Genomic DNA, 20,236 nt, shown 5'->3' on the forward strand with positions numbered 1-20,236 from the left:
CTCAAAAATTTGCCCTAATTTTCGCCTTGTCTATGAATTACGCTGAACCACAACTCAGAACCATTAAAGTTATCCGCTATGTAACCCCCCTGCGCGAGGGCGGCTCACTACCGGCCATTGCCGAGGGTGACGATGAGTTTTTATATGTGCTTAAATTTCGGGGTGCCGGGCAAGGTGTTAAAGCCTTAATTGCCGAACTTATTGGCGGCGAAATTGCACGGCTGCTTGGTTTAAAAGTACCCGAGCTGGTATTTGCCAACCTTGACGAAGCCTTTGGCCGATCGGAAGCGGATGAAGAGATCCAGGACCTGCTGAAGTTTAGCGTCGGGCTTAACCTTGCTTTATATTACCTTTCGGGCGCTATAACTTACGACCCGGTGGTTAATACCTTAGATGCAAAGCTGGCATCTAAAATAGTATGGCTCGATTGCCTGCTGACCAATGTAGACCGAACCCCGCGCAATACCAATATGCTGATGTGGCATAAGGAGCTCTGGCTTATTGATCATGGCGCTGCCTTGTATTTCCATCACTCCTGGCATAACTGGGAAGAATCGGCCAAAAGACCTTTTGTACAGGTTAAAGACCATGTGCTGCTACCCCAGGCATCAGAATTGAATGTGGTTGATGCTGAGTTTCATGACATTTTAACACCCGAACATATTCGTAATATTGTAAATTTAATTCCTGACGACTGGCTTACGGATGAATCTGGAAATGGTACGCCGGCGGAACGCAGGGAAGTTTACACTCAATTTTTAATAACCCGTATTGCATCATCAGCAATATTTGTAAATGAAGCCAACCATGCCCGATCAACTATTTGAGTATGCCGTAATACGCGTTGTACCAAGGGTAGAGCGCGAGGAGTTTATAAATATCGGCGTTATAGTTTATTGCCCAAAGCAAAAGTTTTTAAAAGCCATGCTGCAGGTTGATGAAGCCAGGATCAGCGCTTTCGCGCCTGGTTTGGATCTGGAATGCCTGAAGGATAATATCAACTCGTTTGAAAAAATCACCAATGGCGACTTACTTGCGGGCCCTATAGCCAAACTAGATATAGCCTCCCGTTTTCGCTGGCTTACAGCCACGCGCAGCACCGTGGTACAATCATCAAAGGTGCATCCGGGCTTGTGTACTGATGCGCAGGCAACACTGATAAGGTTATTTAACCAGTTGGTTGAATAATATATTTATCTGATTTGCTTTGAAGCAATCTTTTCATTCACCACCACCCAGGGATAATTAAATGTATACTCGCCAGAACCAAGCTGTACAGTAACACCATCAACATCGGTACTGGCGCCGGTTACCGGCTTACCATCCTGTTTTACATCTTCGGGGTGAGCCTTTGGCAGGGTTAAACCCGCTGTTGTATTGGCAGGAATTTTAACGTGCACCTGCATTACACCATCCTTAACTTCCCAGGCCGAAAGCACCTGCCCGTACATGGTTTCGAAAGTGGCTTTGGCGAATGTAAATTTAGGGTTTGGCTGTGGCCTTAATATAATATACCTGTAGCCAGGTTTGCCAATCTGCAAACCGGTTATGTTCTGGTACATCCAATCGCCAACAGCACCGTACGAGTAGTGGTTAAAGGAGTTCATACTTTTATCCTGGAAGGTACTATCGGTTTTGATGCCATCCCAGCGTTCCCAAATGGTGGTTGCCCCCATTTTTACAGGGTATAACCAGGATGGATAGGTTTTTTGCAGCAACAGGTCATAAGCCACATTAGCATAGCCGTTTTGTGATAGCACCTGGCATAAATAAGGCGTACCTAAAAACCCGGTAGACAGGTGGTTGTTACGGCTGCGAACATCCTCAACCAAATAAGCGGCTGCCCTGCTTTTTAGGCTATCGGGCACCAGATTAAACTTTAGGGCCAGCACATAGCCCGTTTGCGAATCGGCAAATATGCGGCCGGTAGGCGTCATATAGTTATGAATAAATGCCTTTTTTACTTCCTCAAAAACATCATCATATTTTTTTTCATCGGCAGTATTACCCAAAGCGCCGGCAGCCTGGCTAAGTAGTTTTGATGAATACGCGTAAAAAGCCGTAGCTATCATATCGGGATTGGTATAGCCATTTGGTTCCGAAAAATCATAGATGCCGGGACGATAGAACAGCCAGTCGCCAAAAACACTGCCGCCCTTCCATATCCGGCTCACGCCGGCCTTTTTGATGATCATATCAACATAAGCTTTCATACTGGGGTATTGCGTTTGCAGGATGCGTTTATCGGCATAAACCTGGTACATTGTCCAGGGCACAATAACGGCTACATCCCCCCAGCCTGCCGAAGTTGTATTATTGGTTTGCAAAACATCGGGCACCACAAAAGGTACGCCCCCATCCGGGAACTGATCTGCCGCGACATCCTTCATCCATTTGGCAAAAAATGGCGCCACATTCATATTAAATGCTGCTGTGCGCGAGAAAACCTGCGCGTCGCCAGTCCAGCCCAAACGCTCATCCCGTTGGGGGCAATCGGTAGGAATATCTAAAAAATTTCCTTTTTGTCCCCATAAAATATTGTGCTGCAGTTTGTTGATCATGGTATCTGAGCAGGTAAACTCTCCGGTTACGCCCATATCTGAGTGCACTACCACCGCGGTAAAATTGCCGGGTTTCAACTCTCCCGGGAAGCCTTCCACAGCAATATACCGGAAACCCATAAAGGTAAAATGAGGTTCAAATACTTCATCGCCACCGCCTTTCAGGGTATAATTGATTGTTGAAGCAGCTCCACGCAGGTTGGCCGTATAAAACTCGCCAAATTTATCCAGCACTTCGGCGTGTTTGATGTTGACGGTTGTTCCTGCCGGACCGTTTACTTTAAGGCGAACCCAACCAGTGAGGTTTTGCCCAAAATCGACTATTTGGATACCTTTGGCACTTTTAAAAATGGCTATCGGTTTTAGTTCAGCAATCCTGTGTACCGGAACGCTCTCAACCCCTACCAGTGTTTTTTTATCTATATCCACAACGCTTACAGGTGTCCAGGCGGCATCGTTAAACCCTTTATTTGCCCAGCCGGGTATCTCTTTGCGGGCATCATAATTTTCGCCGTCGTAAATCCCGTTAAGTGTTATGGGGCCGGTTTGGGTGCTTTTCCATGAGCTGTCAGAGTTGATATTTTCAACCGTTCCATCAGCATAAGTGATTTGCAATTGGCATAGCAAGGCAAGTTTTTTACCCCAAAAGCCCCATTGGTTTTTATAGGCTACAGTTCCTCTGAACCAGCCATCGCCAAGCATAGCCCCAATCACGTTATCGCCCTGTTGCAGCATAGCGGTTACGTCATAAACCTGGTATTGCAGGCGTTTTTTATACTCCGTCCAACCCGGGGTAAGCACTTGGTTGCCTGCTTTGTGACCGTTAATGTATAATTCATATAAACCATGCGCGGTTGCATAAGCCCTTGCCGATACTATTTTTTTTGATGCGGTGAATTGTTTACGCAACATTTGGGCAGGTACTTTGCGCAGGCTATCCTGCAGGGGCTGTATCCAGCTGGCCGTCCAGTCGCTTGCGGCAAGCAGGCCGGTTTCAAAATAAGCAGGTTTACTCCAGGCCGATGTGTGGTTGTGGTTATCCCGGATCTTTACCCGCCAGTAATAACGCGTAGCCGATTTTAAAGCCGTGCCGTTGTAGGTGATCAGTACCGATGAATCGGAAGTTACCTTACCTGTATTCCAAACCGTTTTTGCTGATGAAAAAGAGGCATCAGTTGCAACTGTAATGGTATAGGTCTGCTGCAGCGTGTTATTTTGTGTTGAAACTATCTTCCAGCTTAGCCGGGGATGTGTTATATCGATGCCTACCGGGTTTATTAGGTATTCGCACGATAAATTGTCAACAACAAGGCTTTGTGCCATGCATGTAGCCGGCAAAGCAAACAGGAGGTAAAGAAAAATACGTTTCATGGTTATAATTGGAGAACCAAGTATATTAATCATGATTTGCTTTGGCAACCCCATCCATCCCTGCCCGGAAAGTGGTTACCTCAATTTCTTTTTCATGCTGCTTTAAGTATAACAGTAATTGCTTATGGGCAGCTGGAGGCGTAGTAAGATAATCGCCCCCAACGCCATGAAACATTAGTACGCCCGCGCCGCCGCTTTGCTGCACTTTCTTTACAAAAGCAATTAGTTCATCGCCGGTAACACCTGTTGGTACTCCCCAGGCAGGCACCAGTAATGGATCGAGCTTTTTAAAATCGGTGATAACCGCATCGGGACCGCCGCCAATGCGGGCGTATTTTACCAGGCCAGATTGCCTTAATGAATCAACATATTTAATGCCGCCAACAGTTACTTCGGTACAAGGATAAGCATAAGTGCGCTGGCTTGTTTTACCATCTACGGCGAACAGCAGATTATTCATTTCTGCAATTTCACGAATCATCGTATAAACCGTATAGTTGGCCGAGTTATTTGCCGGATTGCCTTTTACTGAAGTAAGGAGGCAGGGATGATATAAAGTATGATTAGCCAGCTCGTGCCCTTTTAAAGCTACTTGGCGCCAACGGGGGATGGTAGCCTGCCCGATATTGCCTATAAGGAAAAAAGTTCCTTTAAGCCCCAAAGAATCCAATTGCGGAATAGCGATATTTAATTGAGATGCAAGCGCATCATCATAGGTAAGCATAATGACCGCTTTTTTATGTTGCTGGGCATAGGCGGTAAAATTTAACAGTAAAAAAAACAAGGATATCTTTCTCATAAAGGTGGGTTTAAAACCTCTACTAATATAAGTTAAGCCATCAGTTTTTAGCAAAAAAAGCTAAAAGCTGAATGCACAAAGCTAAAAGCTAAGACCTTAATTATCAATTGCAACAGATTGACCTATTTAAAATTAGTTAACAAACTTAATTTAAAGTTTTTTATCTTTTATAAAACCCTGCTGACATAGGGCTGTCACCCGCCGGTTGTTACTTTGAATCATAATCAAAAACAAAAAGCTATGTCAATCATCCCAATGTTATTAAAAGAAATGGAGCAGGAAGCTCAAACCACCCGTAAAATGCTTGAGCGTGTACCAACCGAAAAGTTTCAGTGGCAACCACATGAAAAAAGCATGACCGTACAACACCTGGCAGCACACATTGCCGAGCTACCAGCCTGGGTTACCATGGCGCTTACTACCGACGGACTTGATTTTGCCCGTAACCCCTATAAAGTTGAACCGGTAGGCAATACTGCCGACCTGTTAAAGTTTTATGAAAAATCATTGGCAAGCGGTAAAGCCACTTTAGAGAAAGCCGATGAAAAGGAATTTTCTAAAACATGGACGCTGAGCAACGGCGACCAGGTGCTAAATAAATCCACAAAGAGCGAGGTGATCAGGATGACCTATTCGCAAATTGTGCACCACCGGGCGCAGTTAGGCGTGTATTTACGCCTGCTTAATATTCCTATACCAGGCAGCTACGGCCCAAGTGCTGATGAGCATTAATTTTAGCAAGTATCAAGTATCAAGACTGGGAAATACACATTGCAGATAATTTGGTATAGATACAAAAGTGAGTATCAAGACAGGGAAATACCTTGCAATTTTACTTGATACTTGATACTAATTACTTGATACTCCCCTGATACTAAAAAGACGACTGCCCTTAATTTGGGACAGTCGTCTTTCATTTTGTGCTGTATAAATACTAATGTTTATGCTTGTAAAGCTTATCCTGGTTTATTTCTTCAAGAAAACCATTTTCGTTGATGGCATAGCGGGCATAAGTGGTATCAGTATCAATTTTGTACTTAACAACGTTTTTTGATTTCCTACGTCTTTTAGCACGGATAATGAATACCGGTAAAATGATTACAGCAAGCAGGGCGGCAATTTGGAATAAAATAATATACATGACGTTTTAAATAAATTATTTAGAATGCACATCTAAAWCGGTAAATAAAGTAAAACTACTTATCGGTTTAAAATTTCAGCAGCAATCATAACAATCATATAGCTAAATATGTGCCAATAATATACCAACGCCTATTCTTAAGCAATTGTTACTGTTCAATAAAAATAAAGGTAGATGCGGAGTGTGCACATTTGTAAGAAAGTTAGCCCTGACCCCGGTCAGAAACTGCTTACAATGTTTGTAAACCCTATAGATGCCGACATAGGTGACCGGCATAAGGTTGTCAATGAAAAACTTACGAAGCTTTAAACCAGTAAGCTTAGAATTATCAAAATGAAAGTGGTACTATCAATTTGATATGACTATAAGTTATAGAACGAAACGGCGTTACCGCCAAAAAACAATTCCTGCTCAATAGCAGATAATTTTTCAATAAAGTTGTGCATTACCTGCATGGTACCCTTATAGGCCCCTGCCAGCAGGCAAACCGGCCAGTCGGAACCAAACATGATGCGGTTTGCGCCAAAAGCGTTAAGTACCACATCAAGGTATGGGGTAAAATCTGCAACTTCCCAGTGGGCCCAGTTGGCCTCCGTGAGCATGCCCGAGATTTTACAATATACATTTTGATGTTTGGCTAATGATTCGATATCATTCTGCCAGTCTTTGATTTCCTTAGTTTTGATGGGTGGCTTGGCCATATGATCAACCACAAACTTCTGATCGGGGAAACCACTAACCAATTGTGCCGCATAAGGCAAATGTTCGGGGTATATCAGGATATCGTAAGTATAACCATACTTCTGCAATGCGGCTATACCATTTTGAAAAGCTGGCTGCAACATATATTGCATATCCGGTTCGGATTGTAATATATGCCTGAACCCTTTAAGCTGGTTATACTGTCCGTACGCCTGAAGTTGTTCCTCAATATCATCAGCTTTCAGATCAACCCATCCTACTACACCTTTTATAAAAGGGTTTTCGGCAGCCATCTCTAACAAAAACATCGTTTCGTCATCTGTTTGACTGGCCTGTACTGCTACGCAACCGTCTATCCCGTTTTTTTGTAAAACAGGTAACAATTGGGCAGGTAAAAAATCATTTTTGAGCACCACCATTTCATCATTAATCCAATTGTCCCTGACCGGATCAAACACCCAGAAATGCTGGTGCGAATCTATTTTATCCATATGCTATTACGTTTTGTTTTGATTCACCAAGATTATCAATACCAAGCTCAACCACATCGCCTGGCTTTAAATAAACAGGAGGTTTCATACCCAGGCCGACACCGGCAGGGGTTCCTGTTGAAATAATATCGCCAGGCAGCAAGGTCATAAACTGGCTGGTATATGATATTATTTGTGGTAAGTTGAATATAAAATTTGAGGTAGTGCCTTTTTGCATGATCTCGCCGTTAACTTTTAACCAAAGGTTCAGGTTATGCGGATCTTCAATTTCATCAACAGTCGCCAAAAACGGGCCGAGTGGTGCAAAGGTATCGCAACCCTTCCCTTTATCCCAGGTGCCGTTACGCTCCAATTGAAACTCGCGCTCAGATACATCATTATGCAATACATATCCTGCAACATAATCCATTGCGCTGGCCTCATCTACATAAGATGCTTTTTTGCCTATAACTACGGCCAGTTCTACTTCCCAGTCTGTTTTTACAGATTTCTTGGGTACAACTATATCATCAAACGGACCAACTATAGCTGTGGTAGCTTTCATGAAAATTACAGGCTCTGGCGGTAGCGGCGCATTGGTTTCATGGGCATGATCGGCATAGTTTAAACCGATGCAGATAATTTTTGACGGACGTGCAATAGGGCTGCCTAAACGTACATCATCAGCAACCTGTGGCAGTTTTGCGTCTTTTATAAAAGCTGCTAAACGGGCAAGGCCATCTGTTTCAAAAAATTGCTCAGTATAATCTTCGCCAAAAGCCGAAGTATCGTATTTTTTATTCTCAAGGATCACTCCTGTTTTTTCTTTGCCGTTTTCGCCAAATCGGATAAGCTTCATATTTTGATGTTGTTAATGTCTGTCTTTTAATTGTTTAGGGTGATAAATCCGCCATCGATTGGGTAATCCGTCCCGGTTATAAATCCGGCTTCTTCTGAGCATAAATAAAGTGCCAATGCAGCTACTTCTTCAGATTTACCCATCCTGCCAATTGGCTGACTTTTTGAAAGTTTCTCAAAAATCTCAGCTTCCTGCCCGGCATAGTTCTTAGCAATAAAGCCATCTACAAAAGGGGTATGGATCCGTGCCGGCGAAATACAATTACACCTGATATTATCATGCAGAAAATCGCGCGCAACAGATAGCGTCATGGCATGAATAGCACCTTTACTCATCGAGTAGGCAAACCTATCGGTAATGCCAACGCTGGCTGCAATTGATGCAGTATTTAGTATAACCCCGCCGCCATTTGCTTTTAACATCGGGATAACAGCGTAAAGGCAATTGTATGCGCCTTTTACGTTCACATTAAACACTTTCTCAAAGTCGGCAGTGCTGGTGGTATCCGCGCGGCCAATATGCGCTATACCTGCGTTATTAATTAAAATGTCAATTGCCCCTATCTGTGTAAAAGTATCCAAAACCTGCTGCTGGTTGCTTACATCGCAGGCATAGCCTTTGGCTTTACCGGCTGCAGCTTCAATTTCGCTTACTGTATCGGCTGCAGCTTTATCATTTAGTTCGATGATGTGCACAGTAGCGCCCTGCTGCGCAAAAAGTACAGACATTGCCCTACCTATCCCACTGCCGCCGCCGGTTATTACTACTGATTTATTAGTTAGTTTAAACATATTGGGTTTAACATTTATCTCTTCATATTCACGGTCATCCTGAGGAACGAGATTCTATCAGCGGACTATGCATAATTAATGTGCATAGTGGCGAACAGATGCTTCGCTTCGTTCAGCATGACAAATTTATATTGCCAATTTTTTAAAGCTCTCTTTTTTGGAGAGGGTTGGGTGAGGCACTTATAACGACACTCCCCTCTTCCATGGTATAAAATCATCCTGGCCAAGCTTTACCGATTTTGGTTCGGCTTCGCCGCTGGCAACCTGTATCACGTAATTTAAAATGCGCTCGCCTGCCTGCTCAATGGTTTCATTTCCCTCTATAATGGTACCGCAGTTGATATCAATTATATCGGGCATGCGCTCAAACATAACAGTATTAGTTGATAACTTGATCACCGGGGTAATCGGGTTACCTGTTGGGGTACCCAAACCGGTGGTAAATAATACCACATTAGCACCAGACCCTACTTCGGCCGTAGTACTTTCCACATCGCTGCCGGGTGTACATAACAGGTTCAATCCCGGCTTGGTTACCTTTTCTGGATAATCCAAAACCGCGGTTACCGGCGATGTGCCACCTTTTTTTGCTGCTCCTGCCGATTTAATGGCATCGGTTATCAACCCATCCCGTACATTACCCGGCGAAGGGTTGGCATAAAAGCCCGAACCATCGGCCTCGGCACGTGCGTTATAGGTGGTCATTAAATGCATAAAACGATTGGCCATATCCTCATCAGTACAACGGTCGCTCAGCTCCTGTTCCACCCCGCAAAGCTCGGGAAACTCAGATAAAATTACCGAACCACCCATAGTAACCAGTAGATCAGATACATAACCCAAAGCAGGGTTAGCCGAAATACCAGAGAAACCGTCAGACCCACCGCATTCCAAACCAATACATAATTTTGAAAGCGGTGCAGGCACACGCTGGTTTTGATTGGCCTGTACCAACCCTGCAAATGTTTGTTTCAAAGCTTGTTGTAACAATTCGCTTTCGGTACCTACTTTTTGCTGCTCCAGCACCACCATTGGTTTATTAAAAGCAGGATCGCGTTTAGCAATTTCGGCCTGTAATATGCTCACCTGCGCATGCTGGCAACCCAGGCTTAACACTGTTGCCCCTGCAACATTTGGATGGGTTATATAACCGGCTATCAACCCGCACAGCGCAACAGAATCATCCTTGGTGCCGCCGCAGCCCATGCTGTGGTTTAAAAATTTTATTCCATCAATATTTTTGAACAACCGTTTTGAGTTTGGCTTATCAATGCTTGCCTGTATATCGGCATTCAATATTTCCTCAACAGATTTCCCTGCCCGGTAAAGCTCCATCAATTGCTCAACATCCCCTTCATAACTTTTAGCTTTTTTATAGCCCAGCTTATCAACCAAGGCCTCCTTTAATACCTGGATGTTGCGGTTCTCGCAAAATACAAGCGGAACTACTATCCAGTAGTTGGCCGTACCAACCGAGCCATCGGTGCGGTGATAGCCCATAAAGGTTTTGCCGTTAAAATTACCGGTATCTGGTTGATGCCAGTTTAATTTACGCTCGCCTAACCGAAAGCTGTCTGAAGCATGGTGTACGTTGGCAGTGGTAAGTACACCTCCTTTTGGTATAGTACTGGTGGCTTTACCAACCAGTACGCCGTACATATAAATTTCGGCTCCCTGCACTAATTCGTTTATGGCGAACTTATGCTTGGCAGCCACACGATCAACCAACGGAAAGGTTGACCCTTCAAAGTCTATTATAGTTCCCTGCTCCAGGTTTTGCAGGGCTACCAGCACATTGTCATGCGGGTGAATTTTTAAAAATGTTTCTTTTTGCGACATTATATCAAACTCCTTTGTCTTAATCTTTATCTTAATTATTGAGCGTTAGTTCAATAACAGGGATCTCGTAATCAGGCTTAGCCGGAAGGGTTACTTCCAGGTCATCCGATCCCGAGGGTTTGAACAACAGCTCGGAGTGATCATTTAAAAACTGCACGTATTTCACCTTTCCTTTATAGCCGGGCAAAATTAGCTTTCCTTTTGGATAATCAAACAACTGTACATATAAACGTTTGGTTGTTTTGTTATAGGTAAGTTTGGTGCCTTCGGGTACTTTATAAGTATCGGGTGCGTAGGTACAGTTGTAAATTGACTTATCATTGGCATGCATCCAATGGCTCAGGCTATCCAGCGCCCTTGTTGCCCTGTAATCAAATTCGCCGCGTGCGGTAGGGCCAACATTCAGGATGAGGTTACCACCATTGCTTACCGAAGTAATCAACAGATCAAGCAACTGACGGTGACTTTTCCAGGTATTCTCATCGCGGTAATATCCCCATGAGCCCGAAAAAGTCTGGCAGGTTTCCCAGGTTTTGCCGCGGTATTTGGCCAGTTCGGCAGTGCTTACCTGTTCCGGGGTTTCAAAATCGGCGCCATCTTTATATTCTTCCAGGTTAAGGCGGTTATCAACAATGATACCCGGCTGTAATTTCCTGATGAGTTTTAACAATTCAACAGCTCCCCATTCATCTTTTCCCTTACCATGTCCATCCTTGCGCGGGAATGAGAAATCCAACCAAAGAATATCAATTTTACCGTAATTAGTTAACAACTCGGTGATCTGGTTACGCATGTACTGCCTGTATTTGGCCATATCGCGGCCTTTATTCAGCTTAGCATAGGAGGCATCGCTTTTATCAGCAGGTGATTGCGGGTGAATCTCGTCAATAGTATAATCAGGGTGATGCCAATCTAACAGTGAATAATAAAAACCTACTTTCAGCCCCTGACCTCTGAAGGCATTTACATATTCACGTACCAGGTCACGTTTGGCTTTGGTGTTTGGCGCTTTATAATCAGTATATTTTGAATCGAAAAGGCAAAAACCTTCGTGATGTTTTGTGGTAAGCACCGCGTATTTCATACCTGCAGCCTTTGCCTGGCGGGCCCATTTCTGCGGATCGAAATAATCCGGGTTAAACTGGTCGAAATATTTTTGGTAACCTGCATTATCAATCTTTTCATTATGCTTTACCCACTCATGCCTCGCTGCGCCCGAATATAAGCCCCAGTGAATAAACATTCCGAAGCGGCTGTCTTTCCACCACTCCATACGTTTATCCTTTTGGGCGTCGGTTTCATTACCTATCATTTTTTGGGCCGATACCGAGGATGCGGTTATAAGCGCCAGCATTACTAATAATTGCAGTTTTTTTAGCATGAGATGTGTATGTTTAGTTGTGTAATTGGCAATAATTTAAAGCGAAAATATTTTATCCATTAAAACCCACTTCTCGTCTTTGAGCGCACCTTTTACAGGTTGCTGATATTTCCACATCAGGGTTTCCCATTCCTGCACTTTGGCATTGGCAGCATCAGCGGCAGCCTTCTTTTCAAAGCTAAAACTATCATCTGTCTCCATGATCATAAACAATCTTACGTCAAAACGGTAAATTTCCATACTGGTAATACCGTAGTCGGTAATACTTTTATGAATTTCGGGCCAGATGATTTGATGGTATTTCTCGTATTCGGCAATCAGGTTGGCATCATCAACCAAATCAAGCGTTAAACAATATCTGTGACCCATAATTTTAAAAGCATTACATTGGCAATACAAAGAAATAAGGTTTACAGGTAAAAAATTAACAGAAAATGGCCAAAACATTCAGCTTTTTTGGCATATGCCTCACGAAAAAAAGGATTCTAACAAATCCGCCAAATTTAAGTTAAAATAAACATGCAAATCAAAAGCCTCACCTTAAAAAAGGGTTGGATGAGGTCTTTACTCATTCCTCAATGTTGTAGCAGGATTAGTTAGCGCCGCCTTAAAAGTTAAGTAAAATGTAGTAGCCACCGCCATTATAACCAATGCAAATGCAGGCAGTACAAATTGCCACCAGGTAAGCTTAACCCTGAAAGCATAACCGTTTAACCATTGATTAATGAACAGGTAAGCCAACGGAAGGGCAATTAAGCTTGATATAAGGATAAGTTTTACCAAATCCCAGGTGAGCAAGGATATAATATTTTGTACCGATGCCCCCAAAACCTTACGCACTCCTATTTCCCGGGTACGACGGGCGGCAGAATAGGCAGTTAAACCAAACAGACCTATACAGGCAATAAATATGGCTAATGAAGAGAACAGTGTAAACAAATGGCCAAATTGGATATCCTGCCGGTACTGGCGGTTATAAAAGTCATCCAGGAAAAAGAAATCAAATGATGATTCGGAGAAAGTATTGTTCCAGGTGTTTTTAATATTATCAACCATTTGGGGCATGTTGCCCTGGCTTACTTTTATGGAAAAATAGCTTGCGGGGATCCATGACAAGGACGGATCCATGAAAAGTATAAGCGGGGTATATTTTTGTTGCAGCGATTGCTGGTGATAATCTTTTATCACCCCAATAATTTCTTCGGGATGGTTATCAATGGTTTCAATCCACACTTTCTGACCAACGGCCTCCTCTGCCGATGCAAAACCAAACTGTCTCACTGCCGACTCATTCATCACCACACCGGTTGAATCTGCCGGGCGGCTTTTATCAAAAGCCCTGCCTGCTACCAACTGCATATTATAAGCCCGCATAAAATCATGATCAACCTTAAGCATTTCGTAAGTACGTTCTTCTGATTTTGGCGCTCCAAAACGCCTGTTGGCTAAAAACATGCCCACTTCTTTGCCCGGTACAGCTCCCGATATGGTTACGGCCTTCACCCCGGCAAAGCCCAATAATGTATTTTTAAAAGCAGCTATTTTTTGCCTGTAATCTGGTGTATTTACAGGTGCTTTTACAACGATGGTCTGGTTGATATTTACCCCGGTATTTTGGGTACTCATGTAAACAATTTGCCTGTAAACCGCAAATGTGCCTGCTATAAGCAGCACCGATGCCATAAACTGGAAGGCTACCATTCCCCTGCGTAACAACACGCCGCTTTTGGAGAATGCAAACCGGCCTTTAAGCACAGCTATGGGTTTCATTCTTGCTAAAACAGTGGCCGGGTAAATGCCCGAAAGCAAAATGCTGCCGGCAAACACCGCTGCTATTTTTAAATACAACGCGTTGTTGAATAGTAAACCATAACTGCCTTCACTGTACAAATAATGTACTAAGCTATAGCGGGCAACTATCACCAGGGTAATTGCTATAAATAGCGCAGCAAGATTAATAATTAACGATTCGGTAACAAACTGGGTGATCAATTGAGATGCATGGGCGCCGCTTACTTTACGGATGCCAACCTCACGGGCCCGGTCGACCGATTTGGTGGTTGCCAGGTTGATATAATTGATACAAGCTATCAACAGGATAACATACGCTATGATGCTTAAAAAGCCGACAGCAAACCGGTTGCCTTTTACTTCTATTTCGTAAGGTTTTGCGGGGTTTAAATGAACCTGGATTAGCGGCACCAAATGTATAGCCCATTTCAATTCTTTTAAAGACGGGCCGGTTTTATAACGCTCGGCCAGCGCCGGGAACTTTGCTTCCAGCACCGGGATATTGGCACCTGGTTTCAGTTTCACAAAAGTGTAGCTTTCATGCTGATACCAAAAGTTTTTGGCAAATTCAGAGGTATTGGCCCATGATACCAGCATGCTGAACCGCATGGTTGAGTTTACAGGCAGATCCTTAAACACCCCTGTAACCATACAATGCAGCGTATTATCAAGGGTGCTTATATCTACAACCCTGCCCATGGCATCGGCATTGCCAAAATACTTTTTAGCTGCCGACTCAGAGATAACTACAGAATTAATTTGGTTAAGCGCTGTTAACCTATCGCCTTTTAATAAAGGATATGCAAAAAAGCTAAAGAAATTACTATCGGCAAAGCAAACATGCTGTTCACGAAACTTGATGTTGTTATATTTTGCAACCCGCTCGGAATTGTTCCAGTTAATGCGGGTATATGATGCAATTTCGGGAAAGTTGGCCTTCATGGCGGGGGCGTAGCCATTGGTACTGGTTGGCCAGCTATCGGTTAAATTATCGCCCTTGTAAAACTGGCTTTCAACACGGTAAATATTGGCGGCATCCGGGTGTTGCCTGTCAAAACTTTTCTCGAAATTTACATAGGCATAAATCAATATAAACGCTGCCATGCCCAGCGCCAAACCCGTTATATTAATAAAGGCATAAACTTTGTTTCTAACAAGATTGCGGTAGATAACCAGTAGGACGTTACGGATCATGATAAATATTTAGCGTTTGAAGGCTCAATATAGGAAAAATATAACAAGTCGTCGCTGCATACGTATCCGGTACTTATCATGACATTTTTTAATTGTTTTACTGAACCCTTCATTCCAGAATCACAATTTCTCCCCCAATCATCTCCTCCTACTTGTGTATTTTGCATATTATAAGCACCTTTAAAAAAAACAACCCGAATTGCCCAACTTTGGCTTTTTCGGAATAAATAAAACATATGTCTCCCGGAGTATTACTTTCTTTTATCATCGGTTATTTTGCGGTATTACTGGTTATCTCGTGGCTTACATCGCGCAAGGCATCAGATAATGATACCTTTTTTGTGGCCAACCGAAATTCTAAATGGTACCTGGTTGCCTTCGGGATGATAGGTACTGCCTTGAGTGGGGTAACTTTCATTTCCGTACCGGGCAAAGTAGGTGCCCCATCCGGCGATCAGTTTTCCTATTTCCAGTTTGTGCTGGGTAATGCCGCGGGCTTTATTATCATTGCAACGGTATTGCTCCCCCTTTACTATAGGCTAAAGCTTACCTCTATTTATAGTTATATTGAGGGCGCTTTAGGCACCTGGAGCTATAAAACCGCTGCCGGCATCTTCCTCATTAGCCGGGTTATTGGTTCGGCTTTCAGGCTTTATTTGGTGGTGATTGTATTGCAGAAATTCATTTTTGATAGTTATCATATTCCTTTCGCCGTAACGGTGCTCATTTGTTTGGCGCTTATCTGGTCGTACACCTTTAAAGGGGGATTAAAAACTATTATCATTACTGATAGTTTGCAAACCTTTTTCCTGGTGCTGTCGGTTTTTTTATCCATCTACTTTATTTGCGACAGCCTGCACATGAACATTTTTGAGGCTGCCGATGCCATCAAAAACAGTAGCTACTCTAAAATATTTTTCTTTAATGACTTTTTGAGCAGTAAATTCCATTTTACCAAAGCGTTTTTAGGGGGATTGTTTATCACCGTGGGCATGACGGGGCTTGACCAGGACCTGATGCAGAAAAATCTTAGCCTTAAAAACATAAAAGAAGCGCAAAAAAACATGTTCAGCTTTACGGCGGTGTTTGTTGTTATCAATATTTTCTTTTTAAGCGTGGGCGCTTTGCTTTGGCTATATGCCAACAAATACGGCATTCATGTAGATAAAACCGATTACCTGTACCCTACCATCGCCCTGCAATACTTAGGCATTGTACCGGCCATGGTTTTCATGCTTGGGCTTACAGCCGCTACATTTGCCACAACCGATTCGGCCCTAACGGCGCTCACCACTTCATTTTGTGTTGATTTTTTAGGCTTTAACAAAAGTCAGGATTTGAACAGCAAAAAGAAGGTTGGTACCAGGCATACGGTACACATCGCCTTTTCGGGGCTCATGTTTTTAACCATCATTATATTTAATGCCATCAACAACGAGGCTGTGGTGAGCGCCATATTCGCTGTAGCCTCCTATACTTACGGGCCATTATTGGGGCTTTATTCGTTTGGGTTATTTGTGGGCAACAGGCAGGTTAAGGATAAACTGGTACCGTTTATTTGCATGGCATCGCCTGCCATCTGTTACTTTTTAAACGCCGAATCAAAAACACTTTTAGGCGGATATGTTTTTAGCAATGAGCTTATCATTGTAAACGGATTAATTACATTTGTCGGCTTATTGCTGAGCTCGAGTCCGAAAGACCGGAAGACGGAAAGTCTGAAAGTCTGAAAGTATTTAAGACACACAGCTTATAAGTAATAATAATACATTATCATTGAAATAAACATCTTCCGGACTTCCCGTCTTTCGGACTTCCGGACTAAAAATAAAAAACAACTTCCGGACTTTCGGACTTTCCCGACTTTCGGACTACAAGGACTACAAAACAAACGATATGACCGGAGACGATAAAATAAGACAAGCATTTGAGAACAAAAACTGGCAGGAAATTAAGGTTACCGATTCCTGGCAGATATTTAAAATAATGGCCGAATTTGTTGACGGCTTTGAAAAACTGGCAAAAATTGGCCCCTGTGTATCTATATTCGGATCGGCACGTACCCATAACGACAATAAGTACTATAAACTGGCCGAAGAAACCGCACGCCTGCTAACCGAGCATGGCTATGGTGTAATATCCGGCGGCGGCCCAGGTATTATGGAAGCGGCTAATAAAGGCGCTTATGAAAACGGGGGTAAATCGGTGGGTTTAAACATCGAGCTTCCTTTTGAGCAATTCCACAATAAATATATCGACCGGGATAAGATTATGGAGTTTGATTACTTCTTTATCCGTAAGGTAATGTTTATGAAATACTCGCAGGGCTTTATCATATTGCCCGGTGGTTTTGGCACAATGGACGAATCGTTTGAAGCCATGACGCTGATACAAACCGGTAAAATTGCCCGGTTCCCGATCATATTTGTTGGCATTGATTACTGGAAAGGCCTGTTTAGCTGGATTGAGGAAAAAATGCTGAACGACCAGCACACCATCAACTCCGACGACCTGATGCTTTACCGCGTGGTTGATACAGCCGAAGAAGCTGTTGAACACATTACACGTTTCTACAACAAATACGTGTTGAAACCGAACTTTTAAAATTATCCGCATAAAAAATGCCGCCACAGAAAAGGCGGCATTTTTTATGCAATACTTTTTACCTAATGCCCCAGCCCATAAGCGGCTACAAATAACTTAGCCACCATTTTTCTTTATGGGCCTGTTTGTAGGCATCATAACGTTTACATAAGGGGTATAATGCAGCCACAATAATAAACCATACCAGGTAGGCAACCGGTAACGAAAACCCGTACCCTTTCAGGCTTGTTGTAAACCATATCGGCTGATCAAGGATCCAGATTTTCCAGTTTTGCCCGGGAGTTAACGCGGATGCCACCAAAGCTATTAAGTGAATGATGTAAATATGGATGAGGTAATAAAACATAGGTACCCTGCCGTAAACCGATACAGCTTTAACAACTGCGTTTTGCAATTTTTCTGTAAATGCCAGGAATAAAAAGGCCGTGCCAAGTGTTATTAAAACATATAACAGCGAGGGTGGATATTTATTCACTTTAATAAACGACAGGAAAGTAAAAAAGGCATTTTTTTGAACGCTCCATTTTACAGGGTCGCCGTATACATTGCTAAACCTGAGCAGTATAAACAACACAATGGCCGAAGCACCCATTATAAAGAGAATCTTTTTTCTTTTCTCCACATCAAATCCCGGGGCATACAGCTCGCCCATACAATAACCCAGGGGCATAATAGCAACCAGCGGAACTATAGGATAGCCGATTAAAAGAAGTTCATGGTGCCACATAAAAGGGCGCTGCTCGTGCAGTAACGACCAGCCAAACGCCGGTAATGTATTGCCATTTACATGAAACCCATCAAACAAATTGTGACCGAATATAAGGATGATACAAAAACCGAGGATCAGCTTTTTGGGGAGGTGAATCAACGCTGCAAGTACGATCATACTTATCCCCAATGCCCAAATAGTAATAAACAAAAGCATCGGGAAGGCAATATTAAAATTCCAACCAAAATTTACTACAACAAGTTCAAGAAACACCAGCCAAAGGCCGCGCTTTAAAAGGAAAACCGATAATTCTGCTTTGCTTTTCTTCCGGCTCATTAAAAATGCCGATGTGCCGGCAAGCAACATAAATATAGGTGCACAAAAATGCGTTATCCACCGGGTAAAAAATAATGCGCCGGTGGTTTTTTCCAGGTCGAGCGGATCAAACAAAAACGAGCCGTAATACAGGTAATCCCTTACATGATCAAGCGCCATGATGATCATGATGGTACCGCGAAGAAAATCAATAGATGTTATCCTGTTTTTAATAGTTGTTGTCATTGAAAGGTATTGAGGTAAAGGTTAATCATTTCAAGGCATTATGATTTGCCAAAACTTTTCAAACATAAAAAAAATAGCAATGATTTTGAAACTTGGAAATAGGTATTCTTTATCTGCGGGGCCTGATTTTTCTGAAAGTTATTATCCTCCCGGTAACAATTTATCGTTATTTTGCGGCTATGGATCAACCTGCCAAACTTAAACCACAGGCTGCATTAGGCTTTATTTTTATTACCATGCTGATAGATGTTATTGGTTTTGGCATCATTATACCCGTAATGCCCGCGCTGATAAAAAAACTTATACATGGTACTTTAAGCGAAGCTTCACTGTATTCGGGGTTGATGTTGCTGGCCTATTCTGTAATGCAATTCATGTTTTCGCCTGCTATTGGAAACCTTAGCGATAAATATGGGCGCAGGCCAATTTTGCTAATCTCGCTTTTAGGTTTTGGGGTAGATTATCTTTTCCTCGCCTTTGCCCCATCTATAGGCTGGTTATTTGTAGGCCGAACCATTGCTGGGATCACGGGGGCAAGCTTTACTACGGCTTCGGCATACATCGCAGATGTCAGCACGCCAGAAAAACGGGCTCAAAATTTCGGGCTCATCGGGGTTGCCTTCGGTATCGGCTTTATTATCGGTCCTGTATTAGGCGGAATTTTGGGTAAATGGAATGTTCATTATCCTTTTTTTGCTGCCGCTGGGCTGGCATTGTTAAACGCGGCCTATGGATTTTTCATCCTGCCCGAATCACTTTCAATTGAACATCGCCGCCCATTTCAGTGGAAAAGAGCTAACCCGCTTGGGTCATTATTACAGCTTAGGAAATACCCATCGGTTATCGGCCTGGCCGTCTCTTTGTTCCTACTTTACTTTGCTGCCCAATCGGTTCAAAGTATATGGACATTTTTTACCATTGAAAGATTTAAATGGAGCGAGGATTTGATTGGATACTCATTAGGTTTTGTCGGCCTGATGATAGCCCTGGTACAGGGCGGGCTTATCCGTATTGCTTTACCTAAATTAGGTCTGGAACGCAGCATCTGGACAGGTTTATTATTTTATAGCTTTGGGTTGATACTATTTGCCTTCGCTACCCAAAGCTGGATGATGTTTGTGTTTATGATTCCTTATGCGCTGGGCGGTATTGCAGGCCCTGCCCTGCAGGGTTTAATGACCAACCAGGTACCCGCCAATGAACAGGGCGAATTGCAGGGTGGCTTAACCAGCCTCATGAGCTTAAGCTCTATATTTGGCCCCTGGATAATGACTACCCTGTTTTATTATTTTACCAATTTTAAAAATCACCTTTATTTGCCCGGCGCACCATTTATATTGGGTGCCTTACTGATGCTGGTGAGTGCATTATTGGCTATCAGGAGTTTTAAAAAGAAGTCACCTTAATACTAAATATCATAATTACCCATTTGTAACCAATTTATTATACTTATTCTAAAACTT

General features: G+C 43.0%; 17 protein-coding genes. 6 read left to right on the forward strand and 11 right to left on the reverse strand.

Annotated features, from left to right (window positions below; all coding sequences use genetic code 11):
* Window positions 1-32 precede the first annotated feature (32 nt).
* Window positions 33-827: a HipA family kinase gene (locus AC1DO4_RS10025; RefSeq protein WP_477415357.1), complete on the forward strand. Its 795-nt coding sequence runs from the start codon at window positions 33-35 to the stop codon at window positions 825-827.
* The gene (locus AC1DO4_RS10030) at window positions 808-1,188 is read left to right on the forward strand and encodes a DUF3037 domain-containing protein (RefSeq protein WP_477415359.1); all 381 of its coding nucleotides are present in this window, start codon (window positions 808-810) and stop codon (window positions 1,186-1,188) included. Before AC1DO4_RS10025 ends, AC1DO4_RS10030 begins: the two co-directional genes overlap by 20 nt.
* Window positions 1,189-1,193: 5 nt before the next feature.
* Here AC1DO4_RS10030 and AC1DO4_RS10035 read toward each other — a convergent pair whose 3' ends face one another.
* The gene (locus tag AC1DO4_RS10035; RefSeq protein WP_477415362.1) at window positions 1,194-3,932 is read right to left on the reverse strand and encodes a glycoside hydrolase family 78 protein; all 2,739 of its coding nucleotides are present in this window, start codon (window positions 3,930-3,932) and stop codon (window positions 1,194-1,196) included.
* Between the two features lie 25 nt (window positions 3,933-3,957).
* Window positions 3,958-4,731: a polysaccharide deacetylase family protein gene (locus AC1DO4_RS10040; RefSeq protein ID WP_477415364.1), complete on the reverse strand. Its 774-nt coding sequence runs from the start codon at window positions 4,729-4,731 to the stop codon at window positions 3,958-3,960.
* A 240-nt stretch (window positions 4,732-4,971) separates the two neighbouring features.
* Between AC1DO4_RS10040 and AC1DO4_RS10045 the strand changes: the two genes are divergently transcribed.
* Window positions 4,972-5,463 (forward strand): DinB family protein, encoded by a 492-nt coding sequence (locus AC1DO4_RS10045; RefSeq protein WP_477415366.1) that lies wholly within the window; start codon window positions 4,972-4,974, stop codon window positions 5,461-5,463.
* A 202-nt stretch (window positions 5,464-5,665) separates the two neighbouring features.
* Here the strand turns inward: AC1DO4_RS10045 and AC1DO4_RS10050 are convergent, their stop codons facing one another.
* The 8 genes from AC1DO4_RS10050 to AC1DO4_RS10085 form a co-directional block, all read right to left on the reverse strand.
* Entirely contained in the window at window positions 5,666-5,872 is a 207-nt protein-coding gene (locus AC1DO4_RS10050; protein WP_477403575.1) for a hypothetical protein, read from the reverse strand.
* Window positions 5,873-6,234: 362 nt separating this feature from the next.
* The gene (locus AC1DO4_RS10055; RefSeq protein ID WP_477415368.1) at window positions 6,235-7,065 is read right to left on the reverse strand and encodes an amidohydrolase family protein; all 831 of its coding nucleotides are present in this window, start codon (window positions 7,063-7,065) and stop codon (window positions 6,235-6,237) included.
* Window positions 7,058-7,903 carry a fumarylacetoacetate hydrolase family protein gene (locus tag AC1DO4_RS10060; protein WP_477415370.1) on the reverse strand — a complete coding sequence of 282 codons (846 nt, stop codon included), beginning with the start codon at window positions 7,901-7,903 and terminating at the stop codon, window positions 7,058-7,060. Before AC1DO4_RS10060 ends, AC1DO4_RS10055 begins: the two co-directional genes overlap by 8 nt.
* Before the next feature lie 26 nt (window positions 7,904-7,929).
* The gene (locus AC1DO4_RS10065) at window positions 7,930-8,694 is read right to left on the reverse strand and encodes an SDR family NAD(P)-dependent oxidoreductase (RefSeq protein ID WP_477415372.1); all 765 of its coding nucleotides are present in this window, start codon (window positions 8,692-8,694) and stop codon (window positions 7,930-7,932) included.
* Between the two features lie 180 nt (window positions 8,695-8,874).
* Window positions 8,875-10,533, reverse strand: a complete 1,659-nt coding sequence (locus tag AC1DO4_RS10070; RefSeq protein ID WP_477403583.1) for a UxaA family hydrolase — start codon at window positions 10,531-10,533, stop codon at window positions 8,875-8,877.
* Window positions 10,534-10,564: 31 nt separating this feature from the next.
* Window positions 10,565-11,914: an alpha-L-fucosidase gene (locus tag AC1DO4_RS10075; RefSeq protein ID WP_477415375.1), complete on the reverse strand. Its 1,350-nt coding sequence runs from the start codon at window positions 11,912-11,914 to the stop codon at window positions 10,565-10,567.
* Between the two features lie 36 nt (window positions 11,915-11,950).
* On the reverse strand, window positions 11,951-12,283 hold the full coding sequence (locus AC1DO4_RS10080; RefSeq protein ID WP_477415377.1) for an L-rhamnose mutarotase: 333 nt from the start codon (window positions 12,281-12,283) through the stop codon (window positions 11,951-11,953).
* A 195-nt stretch (window positions 12,284-12,478) separates the two neighbouring features.
* On the reverse strand, window positions 12,479-14,899 hold the full coding sequence (locus AC1DO4_RS10085; protein ID WP_477415379.1) for an ABC transporter permease: 2,421 nt from the start codon (window positions 14,897-14,899) through the stop codon (window positions 12,479-12,481).
* 236 nt (window positions 14,900-15,135) lie between these two features.
* Here AC1DO4_RS10085 and AC1DO4_RS10090 point away from each other — a divergent pair, with 236 nt between their 5' ends.
* Window positions 15,136-16,629, forward strand: a complete 1,494-nt coding sequence (locus AC1DO4_RS10090) for a sodium:solute symporter (RefSeq protein ID WP_477415381.1) — start codon at window positions 15,136-15,138, stop codon at window positions 16,627-16,629.
* Between the two features lie 166 nt (window positions 16,630-16,795).
* Window positions 16,796-17,503: an LOG family protein gene (locus tag AC1DO4_RS10095; RefSeq protein ID WP_477407003.1), complete on the forward strand. Its 708-nt coding sequence runs from the start codon at window positions 16,796-16,798 to the stop codon at window positions 17,501-17,503.
* Window positions 17,504-17,588: 85 nt separating this feature from the next.
* On the opposite strand, the gene AC1DO4_RS10100 is transcribed toward AC1DO4_RS10095, so the two are convergent.
* Window positions 17,589-18,773 (reverse strand): acetyltransferase domain-containing protein, encoded by a 1,185-nt coding sequence (locus AC1DO4_RS10100; protein ID WP_477415384.1) that lies wholly within the window; start codon window positions 18,771-18,773, stop codon window positions 17,589-17,591.
* Between the two features lie 179 nt (window positions 18,774-18,952).
* Between AC1DO4_RS10100 and AC1DO4_RS10105 the strand changes: the two genes are divergently transcribed.
* Window positions 18,953-20,179, forward strand: coding sequence for a TCR/Tet family MFS transporter (locus AC1DO4_RS10105; protein ID WP_477415386.1), 1,227 nt, complete (start codon window positions 18,953-18,955; stop codon window positions 20,177-20,179).
* Window positions 20,180-20,236: the final 57 nt, after the last annotated feature.

It is taken from the genome of Mucilaginibacter sp. P5_A6, from assembly GCF_056400585.1.

What these genes read in the sequence shown, in the direction of transcription:
- AC1DO4_RS10025 (WP_477415357.1), top strand. Translation starts at nt 33, where the DNA reads ATGAATTACGCTGAACCACAACTCAGAACCATTAAAGTTATCCGCTAT.
- AC1DO4_RS10030 (WP_477415359.1), top strand. Translation starts at nt 808, where the DNA reads ATGCCCGATCAACTATTTGAGTATGCCGTAATACGCGTTGTACCAAGG.
- AC1DO4_RS10035 (WP_477415362.1), bottom strand. Translation starts at nt 3,932, where the DNA reads ATGAAACGTATTTTTCTTTACCTCCTGTTTGCTTTGCCGGCTACATGC.
- AC1DO4_RS10040 (WP_477415364.1), bottom strand. Translation starts at nt 4,731, where the DNA reads ATGAGAAAGATATCCTTGTTTTTTTTACTGTTAAATTTTACCGCCTAT.
- AC1DO4_RS10045 (WP_477415366.1), top strand. Translation starts at nt 4,972, where the DNA reads ATGTCAATCATCCCAATGTTATTAAAAGAAATGGAGCAGGAAGCTCAA.
- AC1DO4_RS10050 (WP_477403575.1), bottom strand. Translation starts at nt 5,872, where the DNA reads ATGTATATTATTTTATTCCAAATTGCCGCCCTGCTTGCTGTAATCATT.
- AC1DO4_RS10055 (WP_477415368.1), bottom strand. Translation starts at nt 7,065, where the DNA reads ATGGATAAAATAGATTCGCACCAGCATTTCTGGGTGTTTGATCCGGTC.
- AC1DO4_RS10060 (WP_477415370.1), bottom strand. Translation starts at nt 7,903, where the DNA reads ATGAAGCTTATCCGATTTGGCGAAAACGGCAAAGAAAAAACAGGAGTG.
- AC1DO4_RS10065 (WP_477415372.1), bottom strand. Translation starts at nt 8,694, where the DNA reads ATGTTTAAACTAACTAATAAATCAGTAGTAATAACCGGCGGCGGCAGT.
- AC1DO4_RS10070 (WP_477403583.1), bottom strand. Translation starts at nt 10,533, where the DNA reads ATGTCGCAAAAAGAAACATTTTTAAAAATTCACCCGCATGACAATGTG.
- AC1DO4_RS10075 (WP_477415375.1), bottom strand. Translation starts at nt 11,914, where the DNA reads ATGCTAAAAAAACTGCAATTATTAGTAATGCTGGCGCTTATAACCGCA.
- AC1DO4_RS10080 (WP_477415377.1), bottom strand. Translation starts at nt 12,283, where the DNA reads ATGGGTCACAGATATTGTTTAACGCTTGATTTGGTTGATGATGCCAAC.
- AC1DO4_RS10085 (WP_477415379.1), bottom strand. Translation starts at nt 14,899, where the DNA reads ATGATCCGTAACGTCCTACTGGTTATCTACCGCAATCTTGTTAGAAAC.
- AC1DO4_RS10090 (WP_477415381.1), top strand. Translation starts at nt 15,136, where the DNA reads ATGTCTCCCGGAGTATTACTTTCTTTTATCATCGGTTATTTTGCGGTA.
- AC1DO4_RS10095 (WP_477407003.1), top strand. Translation starts at nt 16,796, where the DNA reads ATGACCGGAGACGATAAAATAAGACAAGCATTTGAGAACAAAAACTGG.
- AC1DO4_RS10100 (WP_477415384.1), bottom strand. Translation starts at nt 18,773, where the DNA reads ATGACAACAACTATTAAAAACAGGATAACATCTATTGATTTTCTTCGC.
- AC1DO4_RS10105 (WP_477415386.1), top strand. Translation starts at nt 18,953, where the DNA reads ATGGATCAACCTGCCAAACTTAAACCACAGGCTGCATTAGGCTTTATT.